We start from the raw sequence: 23,579 nt of genomic DNA, 5'->3' as shown, positions 1-23,579 counted from the left end.
ACCAAAACCCATCGAACAGGAGGACCAGACGGCAGCCGCTTAACACCCGTTGGACTCAAACACCTTGACAAATTCCGTTGCGGGCCAGGATCATGCAATCCGCTCGATAGTCGCCAGCGCTGTCGCCAGATGCTCCCGAGCAATCTCGGCGTCGTACTGCGCCTGCATGTTGATGAAAAACATGTCACTGAGCCCTAGAGCGCGCGACAGACGGAGCGCAGTGTCGGCGGTGATGCTCCGCTTGCCGTGGACGATCTCATTGATCCGGCGCGCGGGTACATCGATTGCCTTGGCGATCCGGTACTGCGTGATACCCATGGGCTCAAGGAACTCCGTCAACAGGATCTCGCCGGGATGAGTGGGGGCGAAGTCGGCCATTCGTCCTCTCCTTTCAGTGATAGTCGACGAGCTCGACATTCGAAGCGCCGCTGACGCTCCAGGCGAAGCACACGCGCCACTGGTCGTTGACGCGGACGCTGTACTGTCCGGCGCGGTTGCCGGACAGCTTCTCCAGCCGATTGCCCGGCGGGACTCGCAGGTCGTTGATGTTCTCGGCCGCATTGATGAGGACGAGTTTGTTGTAGGTGAGCCTGCTGAGCTCGAGACTGAGTTTCTTGACGTACCGGCGCTGCCAGATCGCCTCGGTGTCCTTGTCCCGGAACGAGCGGATCACGGTTCAATAGTAACGTCAGTCGTTATTAACGGCAAGCGTTACGCCGCTGGCGGATTCTGGCCCACTGAGCACCTCGCACACGCGTGCGGTGACACTCACTTTGCTCTGTGACAATCTGTGACAAATTTCGAGCTGTCGAACTTCCGTTCGACACCCACTCTTCAGAAAAGAGCAGGTCAAAGACCTTTTCTCTGTCGGGCTGACAGTGTGTGATTCCAGGACATCGGAATAGCGTGTCTCAAGACATCGGCATAGCTGGATCGGCCAGTTTCAGCTCGTGTCGAAGGCTCGCCTGGTCATCACCGCCGTACTCGTCGAAGGCCGCTCCCAGTCGCAGGTCGCCCGCGATTACGGGGTCTCCCAGTCCTGGATCTCCCGGCTGGTGCGCCGCTACACCCTCGAAGGCGAGTCCGCGTTCGAACCCCGCTCACGCCGACCACACACCAGCCCAGCACGGCTACCCGAGAACACCATCGAGCTGATCTGCACCCTACGATCGGAACTAGCCGGCAAAGGCCTCGACCACGGACCAGCGACCATCGCCTGGCACCTGCGACACCACCACGGCATCACCGTGGCAGACAGCACCGTGCACCGTCACCTACACGCCGCCGGCCTCATCGATCCCCAACCGCACAAACGGCCCAAATCCTCCTACATCCGATTCGCCGCCGAACAACCCAACGAACGCTGGCAAGCCGACTTCACCCACTGGTGGCTCGCTGACGGCACACACGTCGAGATCCTCGACTTCATCGACGACCACGCCCGCTACGCCCTCTCCGTCACCGCCCACCACCGCGTCACCGGCGCCACCGTCTTAGCCGACTTCCGCAAAGCCATTGAACAACACGGCATCCCGTACTCCACCCTGACCGACAACGGAATGGTCTTCACCACCCGCCTCGCCGGCGGCAAAGGCGGACGCAACGCCTTCGAAACCGAACTGCACCGCCTGGGCATACAACAAATCAACTCGACCCCCAACCACCCCACCACCTGCGGGAAAGTCGAACGCTTCCACCAAACCCTCAAAAAATGGCTCAAAGCACAACCCCGAGCCACCACCCTCACCGAACTACAAACCCAACTCGACGCCTTCGTCGACGAATACAACCACCGCCGACCCCACCGCAGCCTGGCCCACCACGCCACCCCAACCGCGGCCTACACCGCCCGCCCCAAAGCCGACCCAGCAGCTAACCGCACCGACACCCACAACCGCGTCCGCCACGACCGCGTCGACACCACCGGCGCCCTCTCCCTGCGCCACAACGGCCGGCTACACCACATCGGCGTCGGACGAACCCACGCCGGCACCCGAGTCCTCATGCTCATCCAGGACCTCAACATCAGAATCATCAACACCGCCACCGGCGAACTCATCCGCCAGCTCACCCTCGACCCCACCAGGGACTACCAACCACGCGGAATCCCACCCGGACCAAAACGGAAAAAGCCCCGAACCTAATGCAGGTTCAGAGCTATTCCGATGTCTTGCGACATCACACTGTCGGGCTGACAGGATTTGAACCTGCGACCACTTGACCCCCAGTCAAGTGCGCTACCAAACTGCGCCACAGCCCGCCACCGCCGGAGGCATCTCCGGCAGCGAGTCGAAAGCCTACCGCACGCCCGCCGGTGTCCCGAATCCGCGTGACGAGACCTAGACCACGTAAGCTCACTTACGAGACTGCCCCCTCGGCAGCGCCACGACACTCAGGAACAACCGCTTATGCACCCTGACGCAACGCAGCGTTATTCGGCATGCCCAACCCTCCCCGCAGCCCGATGAGCGCGCCCGAGATCAGCGGGGACCCCGCCAGCACCGCCGAGGTCGTCGACGCCGTCGACACCGCGGACACCGTCTTGCTGCTGCAGAAGATGGAGAACCGCCTGATCCGGCACACGCTGCGCCGGCCCGACGTGCTGTCGGCCGAGCAGCTGCGCCGCCTGCGGTATCTGCTGAACTTCGCTCGACTCGCCGACTTCGAGCCGGGTGCGGCCGGCCCCGGCGGCTCCCGCGGCCGCGGCGACGTGTCCGTGGGCGCCGAGCTGGCCGGGTGGCAGGCCCGGGTGGCCGACGCGCTGCGCGGCCCCCTGCGCGTCGAGCGTGACCCGGTGATCGCCTTGACCGCGGCCCGCGACGCCCTCGGCACGCTGGCCGCCGACCAGGACGACCAGCGCAGCCTGCTGGCCGAACGCCACGGCAGCCACTTCTCCCTGGCCGAACTGGACGCCGAGGTGGGCCACAAGAAGCTGGTCACGGTCCTCGGCGGTGGCGGGGGCGCCGGATTCGTCTACATCGGCGGGATGCAGACCCTGCTGGAGTCCGGGGCGGTGCCCGACTACCTGATCGGCTCGTCGATCGGATCCATCCTGGGCTCCGTGGTCAGCAGAACCCTGCCGGTGCCTATTGACGAGTACATCCAGTGGGCCAAGACGGTGTCGTTCCGCGCCATCCTGGGTCCCGAACGGCAGCCTCGCCGACACGGCCTGCCCGGCGTGTTCGCCCTGAGCTTCGACCGGTTCGCCGACGCGATGTTCCGTCGCGAAGACGGCGTGCCGATGAAGATGTCAGACCTGGCCATTCCATTCGACGCGGTGGTGGCCGGGGTGCGCCGGCAGTCGCTTTCGGCGCTGCCCTCGCACTACCGCAACCAGCGCCTGTCCAACCTGCAGCTGCGGTCGTTTCCGTACTTTTCGGTGGGGCTGGGCCCGCAGGTGGCCACGCGGCTATGGCAGACGGCGGCATTCATCGACCCGCGGGTGGTGAGCCCCATCGTCCTGGGCGGTGACAACCCCGATCGGGACGTGAACGTGGTGGACGCCGCGTCGTTCTCCTCGGCTATTCCCGGTGTGCTGCACCACGAGCCCAAGGATCCCGCCATGGATCCGATGTTCCACGCACTGCTGGCCGACAATGACTTCGACTCCCTGGTAGACGGTGGCGCCGCCAGCAACGTGCCGCTGGAGCTGGCCTGGAAGCGGGTTCGCGCGGGACGGTTGGGCACCCGCAACGCCTGCTACCTCGCCTTCGACTGCTTCCATCCGCAGTGGGATCCCAAGCATCTGTGGCTGGTGCCCATCACCCAGGCCATCCAGTTGCAGATGGTGCGCAACGCGCCCTACGCCGACCATCTGGTCCGGTTCTCCCCCACGCTGTCACCGGTCAACCTGGCGCCGTCGGCGGCCACCATCGACCGGGCCTGCCATTGGGGACGCAAGAGTGTCAGCCACGCCATTCCAGTGGTTTCCGCACTCCTGCAACCGGTCTGGTGGGAGGGCACCCGGCCCGCTGTGGTGACCCCGAAGGCTTCCACGCAACCGGAACATCCGCACGCCGCGTCGATGGATGAGGTGATGGCCACGGCTCGGGGTTCACGCAGCCGCTGGGACCGGTGGCGCCGGAAGAACTCCGCCTGAGCCGGCTACACCGCCAGCAGCCGGTACAGCCCGATCAGGCCGACCACCAGGATCACCGCACGCAGCGCGTTCGGCGACAATCGGCGCCCGTAGTGACCGCCCAGGAACCCGCCGATCAGTGAGCCGACCGCGATCAGACCGGCTGCGGGCCAACTGATCCGGTCGAATGCCGTCACGATGTAGGCGACCGCTGCCACCACGTTGACCATCAGCACCAGCAGGTTCTTCGCGGCGTTCATCCGCTGCATCGACTCGGGCAGCAGCACGCCCATCACACCGATCAGCAGAATTCCCTGGGCGGCAGCGAAATAGCCCCCGTACACGCCGACGACGAAGGTGCCGATCACCAGTGCCGTCAGCCGGCCACCGCTGATCTGGTCGGTGGAGCGGCCCTGCGCCGCCGCGCGACGCTGCGCCACCGCCTGGATCTTCGGCCCGATCACCACCAGCGCCAGGGCGCCGACCAACAGGGCCGGAACGATTCGGTTGAACACGCTCTCGGGCAGGTGCAGCAGCAGATACGCGCCGAGTACCGCGCCGAGCAGCGACCCCGGTACCTGCCAGCGCAGCCGGTCCCACTGACCGCGCAGCTCGCGACGGTAAGCCCAGGTGCTGGAGACACCACCGGCCACCAGACCGATCGAGTTGGAGATCGTCGCCGTCAGCGGCGCGAATCCCAGCGTCACCATGGTCGGGAAGGTGATCAGGGTGCCCGAGCCCACCAGGGCGTTGATCGCCCCGGCGCCCACCCCCGCCAGGAGGATCAACACCATCTGCGTCACCGGCATCTGCAGCGCCTAGACGTCAGCGAGAACGCTTGGGGCCGCGCTTTTCTCGCACGCGCACATTGATGCGGATCGGGCTGCCTTCGAATCCGAACGTCTCACGCAACCGCCGCTCCAAGAAGCGACGGTAGCCGGCCTCCAAGAATCCCGAGCTGAACAACACGAACGTCGGGGGACGCGACGCCGCCTGGGTGGCGAACAGGATGCGCGGCGCACGGCCACCGCGTGCCGGCGGCGGGGTCGCGGCAACCACCTCTTTGAGCCAGCTGTTGAGCTGCCCGGTCGGGATCCGCTTGTCCCAGGACGCCAGCGAGGTCTCCAGCGCGGGCACCAGCTTCTGTACGGCCCGGCCGGTTTTCGCCGAGATGTTCACCCGCGGCGCCCATGCCAGCCGGGCCATGTCCCGGTCGATCTCTTTGTCCAGCAGGTAACGGCGGTCCTCGTCGACCAGGTCCCACTTGTTGTAGGCCAGCACCACCGCCCGGCCCGCCTCGACCACCATCGAGATCACCCGCTGATCCTGTTCGGTCAACGGCAACGACGAATCCACCAGCACGATCACCACTTCGGCGGCATCGATAGCGCCGTGGGTGCGCACCGAGGCATAGAACTCGTGCCCGCTGGCCTGTCCCACCTTGCGACGCAGCCCGGCGGTGTCGACGAAACGCCAGATCTTGCCGTCCATCTCGATCAGCGAGTCGACCGGGTCGACGGTGGTGCCGGCCACGTCGTGCACCACCGAACGCTCGTCGCCGGCCAGCCGGTTCAGCAGTGAGCTCTTACCCACATTGGGTTTGCCCACCAGTGCCACGCGGCGCGGGCCCCCTCCGCCGCCGGCGGTTTCGGCCACCTCGGGCAGCTTGGCGACCACCTCATCGAGCAGGTCGGCCACGCCGCGACCGTGCAGTGCACTGATGGTGAACGGCTCGCCCAACCCCAGTGACCACAGTGCGGCCGCATCGGATTCGGCGCGCTCACTGTCAACCTTGTTGGCGGCCAGGAACACCGGCTTGCCGGACCGGCGCAGAATCCGCGCGGCGGCGGCGTCGCCCTCGGTGGCGCCCACCACCGCGTCCACCACCAGGATCACCGCGTCGGCGGTACGCATCGCCACCGCAGCCTGTTCGGCCACCAGCTGCTGCAGGCCCTTGGCGTCGGGCTCCCAACCGCCGGTGTCCTGCACCACGAAGCGCCGACCGGTCCACAGCGCGTCATAGGATACCCGGTCACGGGTCACCCCGGGCAGGTCCTGCACCACCGCTTCGCGCCGCCCGAGGATCCGGTTGACCAGCGTGGACTTACCCACGTTGGGCCGGCCCACCACGGCCACCACCGGCGGCGGGCCGGCGTCCTCGACCAGATCCTCGAAACCGCCGTCTTCGCCGATCTCCCAGTCGCTTTCGTCGACCCAGGTTCCATCACTCATCGGATCGCCCCGCAATGCTGCTCAACCAGGTCACGCAGATGGTCGACCACCTGCTCCTGGGTCATGTCACTGGTGTCCACGATCACCGCGTCATCGGCGGGCCGCAGCGGCGACACCGCCCTCGTGGAATCCAACTCGTCGCGGCGCAGCACGTCGGCCAGCACGCCTGCGTAGTCGTCGCGCAGCCCCGCCGCGATGTTCTGGTCATTGCGCCGCCGTGCGCGCGTCTCGGCCGAGGCGGTCAGAAAGATCTTCACGTCAGCATCCGGCAGCACCACCGTGCCGATGTCGCGGCCTTCCACCACCACGCCGCCGCCTTGCGCGGCCAACTGTTGCTGGATGGCCACCAGTCGAGTACGCACCGCGGGGACCGCGGCCACCGCCGACACCGCCCGGGTCACCTCGTCGCCGCGGATCTCTCGCGACACGTCTTCGCCGGCCAGATAAGCATGGTCGCCCTCGGGCGTGGATTCCACCGAGACCTCGACGCCCTGTGCGACCGCACTGATGCCGTCCGCGTCATCAAGGGCGACGCCCGAGCGCAGCACCGCCAAGGTGACCACCCGGTACATCGCACCGGTGTCCAGATAACGTAGGCCCAGTGCCGCGGCCAATCCCCGTGCAACCGTGGACTTTCCGGTCCCGGCCGGCCCGTCGATGGCAACTACGGCCGCACTGCCCGCGCTCACAATCCCACCGCCGCATAGAGTTCGCCGACTTCCTTGCGGGTCAACGCGCGGATGCTGCCCGGGCGCTGCTCCCCCAGCTCGACCGAGCCGATGTCGGTGCGCACCAGCTCCTGGACCGGAAACCCGACCGCGGCCAGCATCCGCCGCACGATTCGCTTGCGGCCTTCGTGCAGCGTGACCCGCACCATCGACTTGCCCGGCACGGCGTCCACCACCGCGAAGTCGTCGACCTTCGCCGGACCGTCGTCGAGTTCGACACCCTCACGCAACTTCTTGCCCAGCCCGCGCGGCACGGTGCCGATCACGGTGGCGATGTAGGTCTTGGGCACCTGATACGACGGGTGCATCAACCGGTGTGCCAGTTCGCCGTCGTTGGTCAGCAGCATCAGGCCCTCGGTGTCGGCGTCCAGGCGGCCGACATGAAACAGCTTGGCGTCACCGCGAACTCGGTGTTCGACGTAGTCGCCGATGCACGGCCGGCCGCGGTCGTCCGACATGGTCGAATGCACTCCGCGCGGCTTGTTCAGCGCCAGGTAGACGCGGGTGTCATCAACGGTCACCCGGGCTCCGTCGACCCGGATCACCGAGGTCGCGGGGTCCACGCGGGTGCCCAGTTCGGTCACCACCTGACCGTCCACTTCCACCCGGCCGTCGCGGATCATCCGCTCGGCGACGCGCCGCGAGGCCACCCCGGCCTGCGAGAGCACCTTCTGCAGGCGCACTCCGTCTTGTTCTTCGCCCGGCCACGCCATCAGAGGGTGTCCACATCAAAGGCCAGCGGCTGATCGGGCGCCGGCGCACCGCCGAGCTTCATGAAACGCGGTTCACTGTCCAGGCTTTCACTCAAGTCGTCGATCACATCGACATCGGGCAGCAGGGGCGCGATGTCGGGCAGGTCGGTCAGCGACGACAGTCCCAACCGCTCCAGGAACAGCTCCGTCGTCGCGAATGTCACCGCGCCGGTGTCGGGATCGGTGCCCGCCTCGGTGATCAGGCCGCGCGCCACCAGGGTTCGCATCACCGCGTCGACGTTGACGCCGCGCACCGCGCTGACCCGCGCCCGCGTCACGGGCTGGCGGTAGGCGACCACGGCCAGGGTCTCCAGTGCGGCACGGGTCAGCTTGGAACGCGCGCCGTCGAGCAGCAGCCGCTCCACGTACGGCGCGAATCGGGCCCGGGTGTACAGACGCCAGCCGCCGCCGGCCTCGCGCAGGTCGATGCCGCTGTCGCGCTCGGCGAACTCCTGGGCCATGGTGCGCAGTTTGGCCGTGATCCGGTAGACCGGCTGATCGGTGGCCGTCGCCAGCGCCTCCACGGTCACCGGGGTGTCCACCACCAGCAGCAGCGCCTCGAGCACCGATCCCAGTTCGGCGTCCTCGAGTTCGGGCGCCAGGGCGACGTCGATCCCCAGATTCGTCCCCGAGGGACTGGCGGACTCGTGGTCTGGCGCGGCGTCGGCGGCGTCGGGTGCCTCGAAATCCTCCGGCGTTTCGGAGTCGGGCAGGTGATCAGTCATCAATTCGTCTCGCACTACTCGGCCGATTCTGCTTTCACCAGGTCTTCATTGGTGGGACGTTCCCCGGTCCACGACACCTGGAGCACACCAAGTGGTTCTGACTGCTCAAATGCTACCGCCCGGGCCCGATACAGTTCGAGCAGCGCCAGGAAGCGGCCGACGATCTCGATCGGCATCGAGCAGTCGGCGACCAGTTCGGAGAACGACGCCCACTCCCCGACGCCGCGATCCTCCAACAGCCGCAACACCACGCCGGCCTGCTCCGGCACCGACACCATCACCTCATGCAGGTGCTCGAGGCCCACCGTCGGAACCGGGCGCGGGGTGAATGCGGCCGCCGCGATCTGGGCGAACGAGTCGGCGTCGACGCCCAGCATCACTTCGGGAAGCAGGTTGGCGAAGTTGTCCTCCAGCGACACCGCGCGCGGGTAGCTGCGCAGTGCGGCCGCTTCCAGCTCGGCGAACATCTGCGCGACGTGCTTGAACGCCCGGTATTGCAGAAGCCGTGCGAACAACAGGTCACGGACCTCCAGCAACGCCAGGTCTTCTTCGTCGTCGACCTGCCCGGCCGGCAGCAGCCGCGCCGCCTTGAGGTCGAGCAGGGTCGCGGCGATCACCAGAAACGCGGTGGTCTCTTCCAGCTCCAGCTGCGAGCCGACATCGCGGGTGTAGGCGATGAAGTCATCGGTGACCTGATGCAGCGCCACCTCGGTGACGTCCAGGCGGTGGGCGAAGATCAGCTGCAGCAGCAGGTCGAACGGGCCCTCGAAATTGGTCAACCGGACCTGAAAGCCCGGCGAGTCAGCGGGGGCGTCAGCCGTTTCGGTGTCGGCGTTCACGCGCCGAATCGGTCAATGACTTCGCGGGCCAACGCACGATAGGCCTGCGCGCCGCCGGACTTCGGCGCCCAGGTGGTGATGGGCTCGCCGGCCACCGTCGTCTCGGGGAAGCGCACGGTGCGGGTGATCACGGTGTCGAACACCAGGTCGCCGAATCGCTCCACCACCCGCGACATCACCTCGCGGGAGTTGACGGTGCGCGGGTCGTAGCGGGTCAGCAGGATGCCGCTGATCTCCAGCTTCGGGTTGAGACGGTCGCGGACCTTGTCGACGGTGTCGGTCAGCAGCGCCAGGCCGCGCAGCGAGAAGTACTCGCACTCGGTCGGGATCAGCACGCCGTCGGCGCAGGCCAGGCCGTTGACGGTGAGCAGCCCCAGCGACGGCTGACAGTCGATCAGCAGGTAGTCGTAGCGGTCCAGCACCGGAGTCAGCGCCCGAGCCAGGGAATGCTCGCGCCCCACCTCGTTGACCAGCTGGATCTCGGCGGCGGACAGGTCGATGTTGGAGGGCACCAGGTCCAGGTTCTCCACCGAGGTGTGCACCAGTACGTCGTCGATGCCGACCCGCGGCTCGACCAGCAGGTTGTGCACGGTGTGCGCCAGGTCGTAGTGCGGCACACCGAGCCCCGCCGACAGCGCGCCCTGCGGATCGAGGTCCACCAGCAACACCCGGCGGCCGTATTCGGCCAGCGCGGCACCGAGGTTGATGGTGGAGGTCGTCTTGCCGACGCCGCCCTTCTGGTTACACATCGCGATGACTTTGGCCGGCCCATGCGTTGAACGGGGCTGCGGCTCGGGGATATTCCGTGGCGGACGCCCCGTCAGACCGACGTTCGGGGTGTCGGCGTCGCTCATGGCACAACCGGCGCTGTGGTGGCGGACATCCGCAGAAGTCTAATAGGTGAGCGGCCGCTGTATTAGCCACATGACCAGTGATTGCAGCCGCAGCGGCAATAGGATCGCTGTCATGAGCATCAAACGACGTCTCCCGTTTCTGCGGTGGTCATTCCTGCGGTTGGCGACCGGTGCGCGCAACATCGGCACGACCGGCCAGATCGGCGATGGCCGCGAGGCGGCTGCGGTCGAGTTCGTGCTGGCCAACGCCCGGGCCGGCGACATCGACGACGTGCTCGCCCGGATCGACGAGTTCGCCTATGAGAAGTCCTTGCTGATCAATATCGGTGACGAGAAGGGCCTGCTGCTGGACGCCGCGGTGCAGCGGGTCAATCCGAAGCTGGTGCTGGAGCTGGGGACTTACTGCGGCTACAGCGCGCTGCGGATCGCGCGCGCCGCACCGTCGGCGCGGATCTACTCGGTGGAGCTGGCCGAGGCCAACGCCGTCAACGCCCGGCGGATCTGGGCGCACGCCGGGGTTGCCGACCGGATCACCTGCGTGGTGGGAACCATCGGCGACGGCGGGCGCACGCTGGACACCCTGACCGCCAAGCACGGTTTCGCCGCCGGTGCGCTGGACTTCTTATTCATCGACCACGACAAGGACGCCTACCTGCCCGACTTGCAGGCCATCCTCGACCGGGGCTGGCTGCATCCCGGGGCGGTGGTGGTGGCCGACAACGTCAAGTTGCCCGGCGCGCCGCGCTACCGCGAGTACATGCAGGCGCAACAGGGCTCGCGGTGGGACACCGTCGAGCACAAGACGCACGTGGAGTATCAGAGCCTGCTGCACGACCTGGTGCTGGAGTCGACCTACTTGGGCGGTTAGCTCCCTCGCCTGGCCTCGCCTGCCCCAGTAGGTCGCCCGCCCCACCTGCGCGAGCGTGCGGAAACTGACAGTTCTCACGGCGTGTCGGCGGACAAACACGCACGCTCGCGCCAAAAGAATTACCGGGCGCGGGGGTGGGCGCCGGCCCAGACCTCGCGCAGGGCGTTGACGGTCACCAGCGTGTAGATCTGGGTGGTGGTCACCGAGGCGTGGCCGAGCAGCTCCTGCACCACGCGCACGTCGGCGCCGCCGTCGAGCAGATGGGTCGCAAACGAGTGCCGCAGCGTGTGCGGTGACACCTTGGCGGTGATCCCGGCCCGCTCGGCGGCATCCTGCAACACCTGCCAGGCGCTCTGCCGCGACAGTCGCCCACCGCGGGCGTTGAGGAACACCGCGGCGGTGCCGCGGCCCCGGCCGGCCAGATCCGGGCGGCCCCGCACCAGGTAGGCGTCCAGCGCCGCGACCGCCGGCCGACCGATCGGCACCAACCGCTGCTTGCCGCCCTTGCCGTGCAACAGCACCGAGCGGTCTGCCGTGTCGATGTCGTCGATGTCCAGGCCGACGGCCTCCGAGATGCGAGATCCCGTGGAGTACAACAACTCCAGCAGGGCGCGGTTGCGCAGGGCCAACGGCCCGTCGGAGGCGCTGTCGCCGCCGGCCCCGGCCAGCAGCGCTGCCACCTCGTCGACGGTCAGGCTCTTGGGCAGGCGCCGCCCCGGCGTCGGCGGCTTGACCGAGCGCGCCACATCGGTGGCCACCAGGCCCTCCGCGGCGGCGAACCGGTGCAGGCCGCGCACCGCGATCAGCGCGCGCCCCGCCGACACCGCCGACAGGGCCGGCACGCCCTGGTCGGGGTCGCCGCGACGCAGCGTCACCAGAAATTCGGTGACATCAGCTTCGGCCACACCGGCCAGATCTTCGATGCCGCGAGCCAGCAGGTGCTCGCGGTAGCGGCGCAGGTCGCGCCGATAGGAACTCAAGGTGTTGGCCGCGACCCCGCGCTCGATGGTCAGGTGGTCCAGATACCCCTGCAACTGCCCATTGAGCGGACACACCGGCTGGGCCACCACGGTCATGGCCGGTTCTGCCTGGCGGCGAACGCCGTGGGTTTATCGACCCACTCGGCGTCCAGGTCGCGCAGGTCGGCCAAGCCCTGACTGTGCGCGTATGCGGCCAGAATCCCCGCCACCGCAATGGCATTGACGATCTCGCCGGAAAACACCATCCGGGCGGCATCGGCCAGCGCGTACCACTCGAGTTTCAGATCGGCCTCTTCGTCGTGGGCCTCCGGGCGGTCCACCTCGGTCAGTCCGGTGGCCAGATACACCCGCACCGACTCGTCGGAGAAACCCGGCGTGGAAACCAGGTCCACCAGCACCTGCCAGGTGGTGGCGGTCAGACCGGCCTCCTCGACCAGCTCGCGGCCGGCCGTGAGGTGCGCGGGCTCCCCACCCATGTCGAGCAGGCCGGCGGGCAGCTCCCACAGCCGCCGGCCCAGCGCGTGGCGGTACTGGTAGATCAGCGGAATCCGGCCCTCGTCATCCAGGGCGACCACCGCGACCGCCCCGAAGTGCTCCACCACCTCCCGGGTGGCCGTGGCGCCACCGGGCATCAAGACCTCGTCGCGGCGCAGCGCGAAGATCTTGCCGCGATGCAGCAGCTGCGACGACGTGGTCTCGAAGACGTGGTCAGCCACGACTGACGTGTTCCGGCTGCGCTTCTTGTGGGTCGGTCACCGGTTGGGCACTGCCGCCCTGCGCTCCGTTCTGGGGCTCCTCGTGATCGGCGGCGTGCGGTTCATGGGCGTGCTCGGGGATCTCCACCGGCAACCGCTCGGCGGCCTTGTAGTCCATGGCCGCACCGATGAACGCGGCGAACAACGGATGGGCCCGAGTCGGCCTGCTCTTGAGCTCCGGGTGCGCCTGGGTGCCCACCAGGAAGGGGTGCACGTCGCGGGGATACTCGACGAACTCCACCAGCTTGCCGTCCGGGGAGGTGCCGGAGAACCGCAGCCCGCTCTCGGCGATCCGGTCGCGGTAGGCATTGTTGACCTCGAAGCGATGCCGGTGCCGTTCGGAGACCTCGGTGGCCTGATACGCCTCGGCCACAATCGAACCCGGCTCCAGCACGGCCGGGTAGGCGCCGAGGCGCATGGTGCCGCCGAGGTCGGCGGTCCCGGCGACCGCGTCCTGCTGATCGGCCATGGTCGCGATCACGGGGTCGGGCGTCTCCGGGTCGAACTCCGCGGAGCTGGCCTGGGTGATCCCGGCGGTGCGGGCCGCGTCGATCACGATGCACTGCAGCCCCAGGCACAGGCCCAGCACCGGCAGCGCATGGGTGCGGGCATAGGCGATGGCGCCGATCTTGCCCTCGATGCCCCGGATCCCGAACCCGCCGGGGATCAGCACACCGTGCATCTCCCCCAGCGCGGCGGCGGCGCCGGCGGGGGTCTCGCACAGGTCGGAGGCCACCCAGTTGATCTCGACCTTGGCGTAGTGGGTGAAGCCGCCGGCCCGCAGCGCCTCGGTCACCGACAGGTATGCGTCGGACAGGTCGATGTACTTGCCCACCAACGCGATTCGCACGGTCTCGTGCGGCTCGTGGACGCGGCGCAGCAGCTCGTCCCACTCGGTCCAGTCGACGTCCTTGAACGGCAGGTTGAGCCGGCGCACCACATAGGCGTCCAATTCCTCGCGGTGCAGCACCTTGGGAATGTCGTAGATCGAGGGCGCGTCCGGGGTGGAGATCACGCCGTCGACGTCGACGTCGCACATCAGCGCGATCTTGTTCTTCAGCGCCTCGGGCACCTCGCGGTCGCAGCGCAGGATCAGCGCGTCGGGGGTAATACCGATGCTGCGCAGCGCGGCCACCGAGTGCTGGGTGGGCTTGGTCTTGAGCTCTCCGGACGGGGCCAGGTAGGGCACCAACGACACGTGCAGGAAGAACACGTTGTCACGGCCCACGTCGTGGCGGACCTGCCGGGCGGCCTCCAGGAACGGCTGCGACTCGATGTCGCCGACGGTGCCGCCGATCTCGGTGATCACCACGTCCGGGCGCACGCCGTCGGCGTCGGGTTCCGACATGGCCAGGATGCGCCGCTTGATCTCGTCGGTGATGTGCGGGATCACCTGCACGGTGTCGCCGAGGTACTCACCGCGGCGCTCCTTGGCGATGACCGTCGAATACACCTGGCCGGTGGTCACATTCGCCGAACCGGACAGGTCGCGGTCCAGGAATCGCTCGTAGTGGCCGACGTCGAGGTCGGTTTCGGCACCGTCCTCGGTGACGAACACCTCGCCGTGCTGGAACGGATTCATGGTTCCGGGGTCGACGTTCAGGTAGGGGTCCAGCTTCTGCATGGTGACCTGCAGTCCCCGGGCTATCAGCAACTGGCCCAGGCTACTTGCGGTCAATCCCTTACCGAGCGATGACGCAACTCCACCCGTGACGAAGAGATGCTTCGGCTCGGTTTGCGGATGCTTTCGCAGTGGTGGCAACACCAACCTCCGTGACGACGCAGGTACTTCAGGGCCTGCCGACCCACGGAATCTCACCCTAACATCGACGCGGCGCCTCGGCTCCAGACACGCCCACTGCGGCCCGCTCGCGGGCTGTGATAAATCCCGCTATTGCGCCAGGGTGACCGAGCCGGCGCCGTGGCCGATGCCGTACTGCCCCGGCTGGCCGCCGGCGATCAGGCTGCTCACCGCCATCACGGTGGTGATCCGGCCCGACTCGATGTCCACGTCGTCGACGGTGCTGATCGCTGCGGCCACCGCGGAGTCGGCGCGGGCCATGGCCACTGCCGACGTGCCCGACGCCGACCCGTCGCGGCCGGCCAGGACCGTCCCGGAGCCGTGCGGGGCCAGCGCCGCGGCGAACCGGGCCACGCTGAGCCCGCTGGTTCCGGCATCTTCGGGCAGCGCCCCACCGGTGACCACAATGGCGGCGTTGGCAGCCGGGAAGCGCTCCTGGTCGTAGCTGACGAAGCCGGTGTCGCGCAGCGCGGCCAGCACGGTTTCCCGGGCGGGGTCGGCGGCGGGAGCAATGGTCGGGTTGCGGTTGATCAGCAGCGCGATCCCCAGCAGGTCGCCGGTCTGGGCGTCCTGGTCGACCAGGCTGGTGCTCAGTTGTGCACCGGCCGGCACAATCCCGGACTCCAGCACGGCACGCAGTTTCTCCTCGGCGTTGCCCTCGACGAACTGGGTCGTCAGGGTCACCGTCCCGGTGACGGTGCCGCCGGCCAGCCCGACGATCCGCGCGATGGCCTCGACATCACCGTCGGCGGCGTCGGGGGCCCGGAAGATCACCGTGGATTTCCCGGCCAGTGCGTCGCGCACCATCCGGGGCGCCATCTGGGCGTCGAAATCGTTTGCGTCACGCAGCCGTTCGCCCAGCGCGGTGTGCTGGTCGTGCAGCGCGTCGATCTGATCGCGCAGATCCTGTTTGTCGGACTGCATGCCGGCCAACAACGGGCCCGACAACAGTCCAGAACCCAGCACGACGCCGAACACCAGCGCCAGCAGCACTGCCGTCAGCGACATCGCGTGGTAGCGAGGGGTGATCATGACGGTGCTGACCCCGATTCTTCTCAGTCGATCCCGGTTAGGTCACCCAGTGCCGCAGCCACTGCGTCAGGTGGTGCCAGTAGTTGCCGAGCCATTCGAGTACCACGGCGTCGGTCTGCGAGGCCCACAGCGCCACGACCAGCGCCACCATCATGGTCAGCACCAGCAGCGCGATCGCGCCGGCCGAGATCCGGCTGCGGTACAGCGTGGCGACCGCGCGGGCGTCCACCAGCTTCTCGCCGACCTTGAGCCGGGTCATGAACATCGAGGGGTTGCTCAGCTGACGGGTCCGGTCGAAGAACGTCTCGATGTTGGCGGTGTGCCCGGCCGTCACCAGCAGCGCCGCACCGTGGTGATCGGCCAGCAGCAGCGCCAGATCCATCGCGGAGCCGGCCGCGGGGAAGGTCATGGCACCGACGCCCAGATCCTGGATGCGCTCCAAACCGGGCGCGTGGCCGTCGGCGTCGGCGGGCAGCACGACCTGCGCGCCGCACCGCAGCACCTCGGCGCTCATCTGGTCGGGGTCGCCGACGATCAACTGCGGGCGGTAGCCGGCCTTGCGCAGCACGTCGGCTCCGATGCCGACGCCGACCAGCACCGGCTGGTACTCCTTGATGAACGGCTTGAGGCACTTCAGATCGTCGGCCGCACCGGGCTCGCTACCGACGAGCACCACGTGGCGGCGCCGCAGATCGACGTCGATCTCGGGGATCCCGATCCCGTCGATCAACAGCGGGCTCTCGCTGCGAATGAATTCGATGGTGTTGCCCGCGAAGGACTCCAAGTGGGCCACCAGACCGCTCTTGGCCTCGAGCATCATGTCGGCGATCTCGATGTCGCTGCGCTCGACGCCGCGGGCCAGCCGGCGGTCGCCGGAGTAGACCGCGCCGTCGTAGAGGCGGATCTTGGCGCCGTCACGGATCTTCTTGAACACCGTCGGTCCGGCTTCGTCGATCAGGGTGACGCCGTTGGCCACCAGCACCTCCGGCCCCAGGTTGGGGTAGCGCCCGGAGATCGAGGCCGATGCGTTGACGACGCCGGCGATCTGGGCCTCCACCAGAGCGTCGGCGGTGATCCGGTCCAGGTCGAGAATGTCGAGGACCACGATGTCGCCGGGGCCCACCCTGCGCAACAGGCGGTCGATGTCGTGGTCAACCCGAGCCGTACCGACAATCCCGGGCCGGGCGGTGTTACGAGACAGCAGCGCAGACATCTTCATGGGCGCGATTCTGGCCGGGAAATCGGAGGAATCGCGGGAGGCGCGCCGTAACACCAGCCCCAGAAGTTCCATCACGTCACATCTGTCACAGCCATATTACGGGTGAAAAGCGGGGCCGAATACTGCAAGGGATTTCCCTGTATCGGCGGCCGCCCGAGCAGACATAGCGTCGGCACGTACCGGCAAGACGCCCAGCTGGATGGAGGGAGCACCACATGAAAACGTTCCGGATTGCCGCCCTGGCCACGCTGGTGGCCGGCGCAGGGCTCGGCTTGGCCGGTCCGGCCCATGCCGACCTCAACGATGGCACCTACACCATGACGATCACCGCGTCCGACCAGTTCCAGGTGGGCAGCACCCAGACGTGGAATGTCGGCAGTTGCGGCCCCGACTGCCGGCATGTGGATGTGGTCGGCGGCGACACACCGTATGACTTTCATCTGATCGGCGGGTCCTGGTCGGCAGGCCAACCGCCGTCGGCCCAGGCCTATGGATTCACCACGTCCATCGACAACGGTTCGCTCGCCGGCTCCTTCGACTTCGAAGACGGCGCTCACTACAACTACCAGCTGAAGAAGAACTGACGCCTTCCGCTCAGCGCTCGGAGCCGGCGACCCGATCCTCTTGGGCGGCATCGAGCAGCTCTCGGGCGTGGGCCCGGGCGGTGTCGGTCTCGCCCAGCCCGGCCAGCATCCGGGCCAGCTCGCCGACCCGGTCGTCGCCGTCGAGTCGCCGCACCCCGCTGGCGCCCTGCCGTCCGGTGGGCTCGACCATCAGGTGCACGTCGGCGTAGGCCGCCACCTGCGGCAGGTGTGTCACCACGATGACTTGGTGCGTGCGGGCCAGGCGGGCCAGCCGGCGCCCGATCTGCACCGCGGCCCGGCCACCCACGCCGGCGTCGACCTCGTCGAACACCATCGTGGTGCCGGCCGAGTTCCGCGCCGCGGCCGACGATGAGGAGGTGGCCAGAACCACCTCCAGCGCCAGCATCACCCGGGACAGTTCTCCGCCCGAGGCGCTCTTGGCCAGCGGCAGTACCGTCATGCCGCGATGCGGGGCCAGTCCGAACTCGACGTCGTCGATACCGTCGGCGCCGGCGTGCACGATCTGTCCCGACGGCAACCGCAACGCGGCCGGGTCCTCGGCGGCGGCCGCACTGGTGCTGACCCCGATGCTGAATTCGGCGTCGGCCATGGCCAGTCCGGCCAGCTCGGCGGTGACCGCCTTGGCCAGCCCACGGGCCGCCTTGGTGCGTGCCGCGCTGAGGTCGGTGGCGGCCGTGGCCACCTGTTCGCCCAGCGCGTCGACCCGGCGGGCCAACTCGGCGAGTGCCTCTTCGGAGACGTCGAGCTGGGTCAGGCGTTCCCGCGACTGCGCCGCCCAGGACAGCACCCCGTCGATGTCGGCGGCGTACTTGCGGGTCAGGCTGCGCAGCTCGGCCTGCCGGGCCAGCTTGGCATCGAGCGCGTCGGTGCCGCTGGGCAGATCGTCGAGATAGCTGCCCAGCTCGCGGGCCACATCGCTCACCACGGTCAGCGCCTCACCGAGCTGCTCGCCCAGTGCCTGCAACGCGGTGTCGTCGGTGGCGCTCAACGCCGACTTCGCCTGCCCCAGCCGATCGGTCGCCGAGTTCGGCCCGTCCGCTGCATCCAGCACGTCGTCGGCGCCGGCCAGGGCCGCCCGCGCGCCCTCGGCCGCGGCGCGCAGTGCGTCGAGCTCCGAGAGTCGACGGATCTCGGCGGTCAGTGCGTCGTCCTCCCCGGGCCGGGGGTCCACGGCGTCGATCTCGCGCAGCGCGAAGGTCAGCCGGTCGGCTTCCTGCGCCAGTTCCCGGGCGCGGTCACGGCGTTCGACCAGCTCGCGCCTTGCCGCCTGCCAGGCCTCGCGCGCGGCGCGGTAGCGCTCCAACCGGGTGCCCACCGCCGCGTAGCGATCCAGCGCCGCGCGCTGTTCGTCCGGGCGCATCAACCGCAGCTGGTCGTTCTGGCCGTGCAGCGTCAGCAGGCTGCCGGTGAAGCCGGTCAGCGATTTGGCCGGCACCCCGCGGCCGCCCAGGTAGGCCCGCGAGGGCCCGTCGCGGCTGACCGAGCGGGCCGCGATCACCGTGCCGTCCTCGTCACGCTCGGCCCCGGAGGCCTCCAGCAGTTCGTCGATCTGTTCGGCCGCGGCCTGGGCCAGATCCGCGGTGCAGAACCTGCCCTCCACCACCGCGCGGGCGGCGCCCGAACGCACCCGGTTGGGGTCGGCGCGCGCACCGCCGAGCAGATGCAGCCCGGTGACCACCATGGTCTTGCCGGTGCCGGTCTCGCCGGTCAGTACGGTCAGTCCGCGGCCGAATTCAGCGGTGGCTGCGCTGATGGCGCCCAGGGACTCGATACGGATCTCGGTCAGCACCTGCGGCGCACCCCTACTGTCCGCGCCAGCCGGTGACCGGCAGCCGGAATTTGCGCACCAACCGGTCGGTGAACGGCGAGCGGCCCAGCCGCGCCCACTTCACCGGGGTGACGCCGCGCTGCACCTCCAGGCGCCCGCCGGCCGGCACCAGCATCTTGCGGCGACCGTCGCAGAACACCAGCGCGTTGTGGCCGTTGCCCTCCACTTCGATCGCGATGATCGACTCGGGGCTGGTGACCATGGGCCGGGCGAACAGTGCGTGAGCGTTGTTGGGCACCACCAGGATTGCGTCCAGGTCGGGCCAGAGCACCGGTCCCCCGGCGGAGAACGCGTAGGCGGTGGATCCGGTCGGGGTCGACACCAGCACCCCGTCGCAGCCGAACGTCGACACCGGCCGGCCGTCGACCTCGACGACGACGCCCAGCACACCGAGCCGGGGACCCTTCTCCATGCTGGCCTCGTTGAGCGCCCAACCGCTGTCGAGGATCTCGCCGTCGGCGCGCACCACGACGTCGAGGGTCATGCGGTCTTCCACCCGGTAGTTGCGGGCGATGATCTTGTCCAGGACCTGGTCGATGGTGTCGGCTTCGGCTTCGGCCAGGAAACCGATCCGGCCCAGGTTCACGCCCAGTACCGGGATGTCGGCGCTGCGCGCCAGTTCCGCGGCGCGCAGGAAGGTGCCGTCGCCGCCGAGAACCAGCACCAGTTCGCAGCCTTCGGCCGCCCCGGTGTCGGGGTCCACCAGGTCGATCGCGGCACCGACTTCGCGACCGTCGTCAGAACCCGCGTGCAGCGTTCCCTTGTCGACGGCTTCGGCGGTCAGCACCCGCAGGGCGATGCCGTGTTCGGCGAGCACCTTCTCGACGCGGCGGGCGGTGTCGGTGGCCTCTTCACGGCCGCTGTGCACCACCAGCAGCACGGTGCGCTGGGAATCTGTCATTGCGGACCCTTCGCGACGGCATCGTGCACCGCGGCGCACAGGGCGTCACCGGTCAGCGGCGATGCGGTGGCGCGCAGATGCAGAAAGTATTCGACGTTGCCGGACGGTCCCGGCAACGGGCTGGCGGTGACGGCGACGGTGTTCCACCCCAGTTCGTGTGCGCGGTGCGCCACCGAGACCACCGCGTCGGCGCGCAGGGCCGGCTCGGACACCACCCCGCCGGAACCCACCTGCGCTCGTCCGACTTCGAACTGCGGTTTCACCATCGGAACGATATCGGCGTCCGGTGACGCGCAGCCAGCCAGCGCGGGCAACACCGTGGCCAGCGAGATGAACGACAGGTCGGCGACGATCAGTTGCGCGGGCCCGCCGATGGTCTCGACGGTCAGGCCCCGGACGTTGGTGCGTTCGATGACCACCACCCGCGGGTCGGTGCGCAGCGACCAGGCCAGCTGCCCGTAGCCGACGTCGACGGCGACCACCCGGGCCGCGCCACGGTCCAGCAGCACTTCGGTGAATCCGCCGGTCGAGGCGCCGGCGTCCAGGCACTGACGGTCGGCCACGCTGATAGCGAAGGTGTCCAGGGCGCCGATCAGCTTGTGCGCCCCGCGCGAGACCCAGCTGCGTTCACCGTCGTCCACCACGGCCAGTGCCGCGGTCACCGACACGGCGGTGGCCGGCTTGACCGCGGGGATGCCGTCGATGGTGACTTTGCCGGCACCGATCAGTTCGGCGGCCTGCTGACGAGACCGCGCCAATCCGCGCCGGACCAGTTCGGCGTCGACGCGAGCACGCCGCGACATGCCTGACTCAGCCCTTCTCCACCGACTCCAGCGCCCGCACCAACACCTGGTGGGCTTCTTCGAGCCGCTGCGCCAAGGCGTTGAGATCGCTGTGGGCCGGCAGGTCGGCCAGCTCGGCTTCCCCGGGCAACTCCGACAGCACTGCAGCGATGCGTGCCCGGACGTCCTCAATCTCACTGTTCATGGGTGCCACCACGCTAGCCGATGCCCCACTCGCCGAGCAGGGACCACTGCTGCAGTGCCGCGTCCGCGGTGTCGTCGGCGGCAGCGACGGTGAACGAACGCCCGGCCAGTTCGGCATCCCACACCGCGGATGCGAGGGCGCGAACCACCGACAGTCCGTCACCGTCTTCTTCGGGTTGCCCGGCGGCGACGGTGACGGTGGTGCCGTCCACCGTGACGACCCACTCCGGCTGCGGCCCGATCGCCAGCCGGCCGGCGCCGATGTTCAGGGCCCGCAGATCGTGACCGAGGTAGGTCGGCCGCAGCTCGGCGACCGCCCCGACGGCGTCGCGTGCAGAGCTCACCCCGGTCAGCACCATCAGGCTGGGCAGTGCGGCGGCGTTGGCCGCGGCGATGTCGGTGTCGAGCCGATCGCCCACCACCAGCGGGGCGTAGAACTCGCCGCGGGTCAGCGCAGCGGTCAGCAGCGCCGGACCCGGCTTTCCGGCCACCTGCGGTTCGGCGTCGGTCGCGGCCCGCAGCGCGGCCACCAGGGAACCGTTGCCGGGCAGCAGTCCCCGCTCCGACGGCAGGGTCTTGTCGACGTTGGTGGCCATCCACAGTGCCCCGGCGCGGATCGCCAGTGCCGCTTCGGCCAGCTCGGCCCAGCCGATCTCGGTGGACAGGCCCTGGATGACGGCGGCGGGTTCGTCGGCGGCCAGTTGCACCGCTTCCAAACCGACGGCGCTGACTTCGGCGGCCAGTGACTCCGCACCCAGCACCAGGACCCGCGCTCCGGCGGGCAGCTGGGTGGCCAGCAGGCCCGCCGCGATCTGGCCGCTGGTGGCGACGTCCTCCGCGGTGGCAGTGAAGCCCAGCTGGTTCAGGTGTGCCGCCACCTGGTCGGCGCCGCGCGAGGAATTGTTGGTGATGAACAACGTCCGGCTCTGCAGTTCGGCCAGGGTCTCCACCGCGCCGACGGTGGGTTCGCCGCCGCGGAACACCGTGCCGTCCAGATCCAGCAGCAGGCAGTCGTATTCCTCGGCCAGCGTCGCGCCGCCGCCGAGTTCGGCGATGCGGTCCTCGACGTCGGTGACCCCCTCGGTGTCAGCGGCAGCGGCGCGCAGGAACCACTCCAGCGCCTCATTTTCGCGGCCGAGCGCCACCAGGGTCTCGGCGTGCGCGTAGTGCAGCCGGGCCACCGTGGAGCCGGTCCGGTCGGGGTCGGTCGGCGCCGAGGAGAGCACCGTCAGGGCCTGCTCCAACTGCCCCAGGTCGGCGCGGGCACCGGCGGCCACGATCCGCATCTCGTCGGCCTCATCGCCCTCGAGCAGTTCGGCGTCCGGGCCGGTGGCCAGCTCGATCGCCCGCTGGGGACGGCCCAGGCCGCGTTCGCAGTCGGCGATCAACGGCAGCAACGCGGATTTGCTGCCCATCCGCCGGGCCGCCCGCAACTCGCCCAGCGCCTGCGACCAGTCGCCGCACTGATAGGCGGCGATCCCGACGGCTTCGCGGACCGCGGTGATGCGTGTCGAGCGGGACCGGGCCGCCTTGGCGTGCCGCAGCGCGGCTTCGGGATCCTCATCGAGGAGCATCCCGGCCGCGACCAGGTGACAGGCCACCGCGTCGGCGGTGGCCCGGTTGAGCGTGCTCAGTTCCCGGCGCACTTCCGGAGCCAACTGCTTGGGCTCGACACCTTCGGGCAGCGGCGGGTCATCAAAGCGCGGAGTCGATTCCGCGGCCGCCGGACGCGGACTACGCGTGGTGTTGTCGAAGTCCCGGCGCGGGCGCGACGAACGGTCGTAATCCCGGGGCGGCCGTGGGCTGCCGTCGCGATCCCGGGGCGGCCGCGGACTGCCGTCGCGATCCCGGGGCGGGCGCGGACTGGCGTCACGGTCCCGGGGCGGGCGCGGACTGCCGTCACGATCCCGGGGCGGGCGCGGACTGCCGTCACGATCCCACGAGGGCCGCGGGCTGCCGTCACGATCGCGCGGTGACTGGGAACGACGGTCGCGGTCTGGTCCCGCGCCTCGGGGTGTCCATCGCTGATCGCCGGATCCTCGATACCCGCCACCGGACGCCCCGGGCCGGCCTCCGGATTGCCCGGGCCGGCCTCGTCGCCCGGCATCGCCGGCGCCCCTGCCGCCTCGCGGTCCGTCGCCGCCTTTGCCGTGTTCGGCCACTTCGCGCCCTCCGGTCGTAACAGTGCTACCGAAAAGGATACGGCGGCCAAGCGCCGACCTCTTGACACGGTCGCATTTGCGCAATCTGTTCGCGCTGAAAAATAGGATATGCAGGAAATGCCTGTGCCCCCCAATTTCTTGGGGGGCACAGGTCTTAATGTTGTGTTCGGCGGTGTCCTACTTTTCCACCCGTGTGGGCAGTATCATCGGCGCTGACAGGCTTAGCTTCCGGGT

General features: G+C 68.8%; 23 protein-coding genes and 1 tRNA gene. 4 read left to right on the top strand and 20 right to left on the bottom strand.

Features of this window, described 5'->3' with window-relative positions; genetic code table 11:
* Window positions 1-90 precede the first annotated feature (90 nt).
* Together AWC18_RS18975 and AWC18_RS18970 are read right to left on the bottom strand one after the other, a co-directional pair.
* Window positions 91-378: a HigA family addiction module antitoxin gene (locus AWC18_RS18975; RefSeq protein WP_085139730.1), complete on the bottom strand. Its 288-nt coding sequence runs from the start codon at window positions 376-378 to the stop codon at window positions 91-93.
* A gap of 13 nt (window positions 379-391) precedes the next feature.
* The gene (locus AWC18_RS18970; protein WP_085139729.1) at window positions 392-673 is read right to left on the bottom strand and encodes a type II toxin-antitoxin system RelE/ParE family toxin; all 282 of its coding nucleotides are present in this window, start codon (window positions 671-673) and stop codon (window positions 392-394) included.
* A 277-nt stretch (window positions 674-950) separates the two neighbouring features.
* Here AWC18_RS18970 and AWC18_RS18965 point away from each other — a divergent pair, with 277 nt between their 5' ends.
* The gene (locus tag AWC18_RS18965; RefSeq protein WP_085139728.1) at window positions 951-2,144 is read left to right on the top strand and encodes an IS481 family transposase; all 1,194 of its coding nucleotides are present in this window, start codon (window positions 951-953) and stop codon (window positions 2,142-2,144) included.
* Between the two features lie 42 nt (window positions 2,145-2,186).
* Here the strand turns inward: AWC18_RS18965 and AWC18_RS18960 are convergent.
* Window positions 2,187-2,260: transfer RNA gene (locus AWC18_RS18960), tRNA-Pro, on the bottom strand.
* Between the two features lie 180 nt (window positions 2,261-2,440).
* Between AWC18_RS18960 and AWC18_RS18955 the strand changes: the two genes are divergently transcribed.
* On the top strand, window positions 2,441-4,099 hold the full coding sequence (locus AWC18_RS18955; RefSeq protein ID WP_109560140.1) for a patatin-like phospholipase family protein: 1,659 nt from the start codon (window positions 2,441-2,443) through the stop codon (window positions 4,097-4,099).
* A 5-nt stretch (window positions 4,100-4,104) separates the two neighbouring features.
* Here the strand turns inward: AWC18_RS18955 and AWC18_RS18950 are convergent, their stop codons facing one another.
* Genes AWC18_RS18950 through AWC18_RS18920 form a run of 7 tightly spaced genes read right to left on the bottom strand, consistent with a single transcriptional unit; the run spans window position 4,105 to window position 10,208 of the window.
* Window positions 4,105-4,887: a sulfite exporter TauE/SafE family protein gene (locus AWC18_RS18950; RefSeq protein ID WP_085139727.1), complete on the bottom strand. Its 783-nt coding sequence runs from the start codon at window positions 4,885-4,887 to the stop codon at window positions 4,105-4,107.
* A gap of 16 nt (window positions 4,888-4,903) precedes the next feature.
* On the bottom strand, window positions 4,904-6,310 hold the full coding sequence (gene der / locus AWC18_RS18945) for a ribosome biogenesis GTPase Der (protein WP_085139734.1): 1,407 nt from the start codon (window positions 6,308-6,310) through the stop codon (window positions 4,904-4,906).
* A complete protein-coding gene (cmk, locus tag AWC18_RS18940; RefSeq protein ID WP_085139726.1) occupies window positions 6,307-6,999 on the bottom strand; it encodes a (d)CMP kinase in 693 nt (230 codons plus the stop codon). Before cmk ends, der begins: the two co-directional genes overlap by 4 nt.
* Window positions 6,996-7,751 (bottom strand): pseudouridine synthase, encoded by a 756-nt coding sequence (locus AWC18_RS18935; RefSeq protein ID WP_064999832.1) that lies wholly within the window; start codon window positions 7,749-7,751, stop codon window positions 6,996-6,998. Before AWC18_RS18935 ends, cmk begins: the two co-directional genes overlap by 4 nt.
* A complete protein-coding gene (gene scpB / locus AWC18_RS18930; RefSeq protein ID WP_085139733.1) occupies window positions 7,751-8,515 on the bottom strand; it encodes an SMC-Scp complex subunit ScpB in 765 nt (254 codons plus the stop codon). The genes AWC18_RS18935 and scpB overlap by 1 nt, the downstream gene beginning before the upstream one ends.
* Before the next feature lie 14 nt (window positions 8,516-8,529).
* Window positions 8,530-9,354 (bottom strand): segregation/condensation protein A, encoded by an 825-nt coding sequence (locus AWC18_RS18925; protein WP_085139725.1) that lies wholly within the window; start codon window positions 9,352-9,354, stop codon window positions 8,530-8,532.
* The gene (locus tag AWC18_RS18920; RefSeq protein WP_064999834.1) at window positions 9,351-10,208 is read right to left on the bottom strand and encodes a ParA family protein; all 858 of its coding nucleotides are present in this window, start codon (window positions 10,206-10,208) and stop codon (window positions 9,351-9,353) included. The genes AWC18_RS18925 and AWC18_RS18920 overlap by 4 nt, the downstream gene beginning before the upstream one ends.
* A 112-nt stretch (window positions 10,209-10,320) precedes the next feature.
* Between AWC18_RS18920 and AWC18_RS18915 the strand changes: the two genes are divergently transcribed.
* Window positions 10,321-11,076 carry an O-methyltransferase gene (locus AWC18_RS18915; protein WP_064999835.1) on the top strand — a complete coding sequence of 252 codons (756 nt, stop codon included), beginning with the start codon at window positions 10,321-10,323 and terminating at the stop codon, window positions 11,074-11,076.
* 119 nt (window positions 11,077-11,195) lie between these two features.
* Here the strand turns inward: AWC18_RS18915 and xerD are convergent, their stop codons facing one another.
* From xerD to steA, 5 genes are all read right to left on the bottom strand, one after another.
* Window positions 11,196-12,152 carry a site-specific tyrosine recombinase XerD gene (gene xerD, locus AWC18_RS18910; RefSeq protein WP_085139724.1) on the bottom strand — a complete coding sequence of 319 codons (957 nt, stop codon included), beginning with the start codon at window positions 12,150-12,152 and terminating at the stop codon, window positions 11,196-11,198.
* Window positions 12,149-12,772, bottom strand: a complete 624-nt coding sequence (locus AWC18_RS18905) for an NUDIX domain-containing protein (RefSeq protein WP_085139723.1) — start codon at window positions 12,770-12,772, stop codon at window positions 12,149-12,151. The genes xerD and AWC18_RS18905 overlap by 4 nt, the downstream gene beginning before the upstream one ends.
* Window positions 12,765-14,564, bottom strand: coding sequence for a CTP synthase (gene pyrG / locus AWC18_RS18900; protein ID WP_085139732.1), 1,800 nt, complete (start codon window positions 14,562-14,564; stop codon window positions 12,765-12,767). Before pyrG ends, AWC18_RS18905 begins: the two co-directional genes overlap by 8 nt.
* A gap of 138 nt (window positions 14,565-14,702) precedes the next feature.
* Window positions 14,703-15,644, bottom strand: coding sequence for a copper transporter (locus AWC18_RS18895; RefSeq protein WP_085139722.1), 942 nt, complete (start codon window positions 15,642-15,644; stop codon window positions 14,703-14,705).
* 37 nt (window positions 15,645-15,681) lie between these two features.
* Window positions 15,682-16,863 carry a putative cytokinetic ring protein SteA gene (gene steA / locus AWC18_RS18890; RefSeq protein ID WP_085139721.1) on the bottom strand — a complete coding sequence of 394 codons (1,182 nt, stop codon included), beginning with the start codon at window positions 16,861-16,863 and terminating at the stop codon, window positions 15,682-15,684.
* Window positions 16,864-17,078: 215 nt separating this feature from the next.
* Between steA and AWC18_RS18885 the strand changes: the two genes are divergently transcribed.
* Complete coding sequence (locus tag AWC18_RS18885) at window positions 17,079-17,447, top strand: hypothetical protein (protein WP_085139720.1); 369 nt, start codon at window positions 17,079-17,081, stop codon at window positions 17,445-17,447.
* Between the two features lie 10 nt (window positions 17,448-17,457).
* On the opposite strand, the gene recN is transcribed toward AWC18_RS18885, so the two are convergent.
* The 5 genes from recN to AWC18_RS18860 are packed head-to-tail and all read right to left on the bottom strand — an operon-like array spanning window position 17,458 to window position 22,841.
* On the bottom strand, window positions 17,458-19,257 hold the full coding sequence (gene recN, locus AWC18_RS18880; protein ID WP_085139719.1) for a DNA repair protein RecN: 1,800 nt from the start codon (window positions 19,255-19,257) through the stop codon (window positions 17,458-17,460).
* Window positions 19,258-19,270: 13 nt separating this feature from the next.
* Window positions 19,271-20,197 (bottom strand): NAD kinase, encoded by a 927-nt coding sequence (locus tag AWC18_RS18875; RefSeq protein ID WP_064999223.1) that lies wholly within the window; start codon window positions 20,195-20,197, stop codon window positions 19,271-19,273.
* Window positions 20,194-21,000 (bottom strand): TlyA family RNA methyltransferase, encoded by an 807-nt coding sequence (locus AWC18_RS18870; RefSeq protein WP_085139718.1) that lies wholly within the window; start codon window positions 20,998-21,000, stop codon window positions 20,194-20,196. The genes AWC18_RS18875 and AWC18_RS18870 overlap by 4 nt, the downstream gene beginning before the upstream one ends.
* A gap of 7 nt (window positions 21,001-21,007) precedes the next feature.
* On the bottom strand, window positions 21,008-21,184 hold the full coding sequence (locus tag AWC18_RS21730; protein WP_165758024.1) for a hypothetical protein: 177 nt from the start codon (window positions 21,182-21,184) through the stop codon (window positions 21,008-21,010).
* 13 nt (window positions 21,185-21,197) lie between these two features.
* A complete protein-coding gene (locus AWC18_RS18860; RefSeq protein ID WP_234806594.1) occupies window positions 21,198-22,841 on the bottom strand; it encodes an HAD-IIA family hydrolase in 1,644 nt (547 codons plus the stop codon).
* Window positions 22,842-23,579: the final 738 nt, after the last annotated feature.

The sequence above is a fragment of the Mycolicibacter nonchromogenicus genome, from assembly GCF_002101775.1.
In the GTDB taxonomy this organism is placed as follows: domain Bacteria; phylum Actinomycetota; class Actinomycetes; order Mycobacteriales; family Mycobacteriaceae; genus Mycobacterium; species Mycobacterium nonchromogenicum.
This window is presented reverse-complemented; position numbering and strand designations above follow the sequence as displayed.